Genomic DNA, 3,171 nt, shown 5'->3' with positions numbered 1-3,171 from the left:
ACAAGGGGTTATGTTCAAAGCGTTTCCAACACTCATGAGTATTTCCTGGTGCAAGGTGGAACTCTGTCAGTTTTGACCACTAATTCAAATGAAAGTTTCGTGATGAGGCATAATTGCTGCTTCTTGGTGGAAAAGTTTTTCTCGGTAACTTTTCGCTCAAAGGTATGAGTCATGATTTTTTTGAATCCCGGACTGCGCTCTGGTGAAATCGGGTGCCTCTGACTTTATCCATTGCTCAAAAGCCTTTAATGATTCATCTATTTTTGTGCTGTCATAATCATTGATATTCCGAAAGTATTTCTTCATTGATAAATTGCACTCATATTCATTCTTTTTATGTTTGTCCATATTCGCTGAAAAGTCATCCAGCCAATGTTTTCCTTGTTGATTAATGATCAATAGTTTCATGAATTCCACTGTGGTAATAGGGCTAACAGCTATAATTTTGTGCTTCAGGCAGCATTTGGCTATTTCTAATCGACGCACATCTGAGCAACTCTCCCATATTTTTATAAAGTGATTTCTGTATTTTCCCAGGGTATGTCTATCACAAATGTTAGCCTTAAAACTATCTATCATGTTTTGACCTTCATGATCTAATTCAAAACACAACATTTTATTATTTTCTGTGCTCCTGAAACTTTTTTCGGATTTCTGCTCTCCCCCATCGTTTGTGTTGATGCCAAATTCTATGTATTCGTGTTCAAGAGGAAACATGACAAATTCTATAATGTTTACAATTAAAGCCAGAACCTCTTCTTTGGGTGCATGGCTACACACATCTTTTTCAGGGTCAACTAAATCTGACAAATCGGTCAGAAATGACGATGTTTCATAGCTAAAGCGCTTTTGATTTTCATCACGTACTTCTCTAAGGAAGGTGGTTCTGAAGTCAAAGTAAAAATTCCTGACATTTACAATTTTACGTTCATGGAATTTCGGGTTCTTTTTGATAAAATTCGATATAGTTTCAATATTACCCATCCTTATACGAAAAACTTCTTCAACAATAAATTGAAGTCTTTCCGGATGCTTGTTGATGACATTGTCAATCTGTTCAACGAGGATTTTTTTGGTTGTTTCATCCATAGGTGTCCTGCCCTTGACGCGCCTCTGAAAAAAAGCTTCCGCCACCACGAGACGACGCAAGTAATGACTTTTTTCCATCACCTCCAGCCATAGTTCCAGATTGAACTGCCCCTGACTGTTGATACATGATTGCGATATAGCCTGGGATAGCTTGGGTATACTGTCTGTTACCGGCTGACTATTTATTAATTCAGCAGGAGTAAATGTTGCGCTTTTTAACACTGATAATGAAAAGCATTCACCTTCAAAAGAGCAGCCTTTAAAATAAACCTCTTCAAGACTTGCGTCGTTTAACTGCTCCATAGTGAATTGACAGTGCATGAATTGAGTTCTTTTAAGTTGGGTATCATTCATTGAGCAGCCTCTGAAATCCAACCCTACAAGCCCTGGGCCCAATCTCTCAGCCTGTATTTTCAAACCATCCAACGACTGCAGTTTTCCTTCCAGCAGCTCTGGATTTTGTTGAAGCAGCAACTCTAAACTTTCTTCGCCACAGGCCTTGATGAGCATTTTGATGTTTCCGGGGATCCTGCTGAATAGAGCAGTTAACTCATAGTAACGGGTTGACGGGGAATACTGAAAAAGCGCTTCCAGCGGGCGTCCGTCAGGCCAGTGGCTGTAGCGTCGCTTGAGGGCATGCAACAAATTTAGCCGGTCTTCTGGAGAGCTGACATGCAGCGTTTTCAGTTCATCAAACAATGACAAAGGGTAGGCAAAGAAGATCTCGTGATATGGGGCTTGCATCAATTTCTGATAGTCATCATGCGAGCGCAGAATTATTTTAATATTACGTCGAAAGGCCTCCAAACCGAGGTGGAAACTGTGATAATCAAAATGATGTTCAATCGCACAGAGATCAAGACGGCCGAGCGCCTCAGATTTGATCAGCGCGGACAATAGCCCCCCATAAGTACTACGCCCGATTTTATGCTCGACAGGCTGGATACGGGCAAACACATCACGGGCGTCAACATTAACCTGACGATTCATATCCTTCGTAGTGGGCTCCAGGCCAATGTCCGTCCGTCGCTCAAAGGAACAAAGAGTGCCATCATTTGCCAGGCTGGCCGTGAGAGTCTTATTACTGTCCGTGTTGCCAAGAAAACTGACATTGTGACCGGGACAGAACAACCGGGCAGGGTTTTCGGCAATGCCATGTGGCAGCCCCGGAAGGAAATATATCAGTCGTCCTGCACGAAAACGAAGCTGCTCCTCAAATTTAAGGGGCTGTTTTAGCAGCTCTTCAAGAAACGCTTTTTTTCTGGCGATTACCGAAGCATCCGCGTTAGTATCTGCTGCCACGGCACGGTTCATATCACCAAGGGAACCATGATAGTTGGCCAGGGCGTCCAGCCACCGTTCCTCCAGGTCGCTGGCATCCGGTCGCTGACAATGAATGCCCAGCCCTGCCAACTCACTGAACAGCGCTTCAACCACTTTTTTACCGTGTCCGGGCAAGGTCAGCGTCAGGCTATTTTGCAGGGCTCGGGCCTTAGGCAACCACTCGGGTATAAACTCAATATGCCCCTCCTGACTGACCGGTTTCAGTTCAGCCACTCGCACAGGTGAGGCACGCAGGCCGACATAATCAAGCTGAGTCTTGTTAAAATAACTGGCGCTCTGACCTGTTTGCCTGGCGAAACCGTGACTGAATTCAGCCAATTGTACTTTTGCTTCACTATTTTCAGCGGCCCGCGAACAGACCCGTGCTGGAAAGGTGGGTTCAGGCAGTTGGATTAAGTTCAGGGAATTCTTGCCAATAGACGGCCTGTCTGCTTCTAAAGACTCCCGGCAGATGGCGACATTGGCTTGCAGGTCTTTTATGGCCTTGTCGATGGCGTTGTGATGAGATCGGTTCCATCGCCCATTATCCCGGATTAACTGCTGCGCCCATTGGTCACACTCATCGGCCAGGCTGGCCAGGTCGCTGCGCCAGTCCCGGTAACTGGCGCTCAGGTGGCCCTGAAGGTAATTGATCCATGTGTTCAGATGGTGCAATCCCCGTTCCAGGGCCAGGTTGTCTGCCAGTCGGTTGCTGGCATCCCGGACCAGCTGGAGAGACATCCGGGTAATCGGCTTGCC

General features: G+C 45.5%; 2 protein-coding genes. One reads left to right on the top strand and one right to left on the bottom strand.

What is annotated here, in order from left to right; translation table 11 throughout:
* Positions 1-156: 156 nt before the first annotated feature.
* A complete protein-coding gene (locus ACO6V1_RS23200) occupies positions 157-2,526 on the bottom strand; it encodes a pentapeptide repeat-containing protein (protein ID WP_422468866.1) in 2,370 nt (789 codons plus the stop codon).
* A gap of 456 nt (positions 2,527-2,982) precedes the next feature.
* Here ACO6V1_RS23200 and ACO6V1_RS23195 point away from each other — a divergent pair.
* Positions 2,983-3,171 (top strand): hypothetical protein (locus ACO6V1_RS23195; RefSeq protein WP_422468864.1); only part of this gene is annotated, 189 nt, incomplete at its 3' end.

The organism is Endozoicomonas sp. ALC013, from assembly GCF_049310205.1.
Classification (GTDB): Bacteria; Pseudomonadota; Gammaproteobacteria; order Pseudomonadales; family Endozoicomonadaceae; genus Endozoicomonas.
The sequence above is the reverse complement of the archived record's forward strand: the minus strand, read 5'-3'. Positions and strand labels throughout refer to the sequence as shown.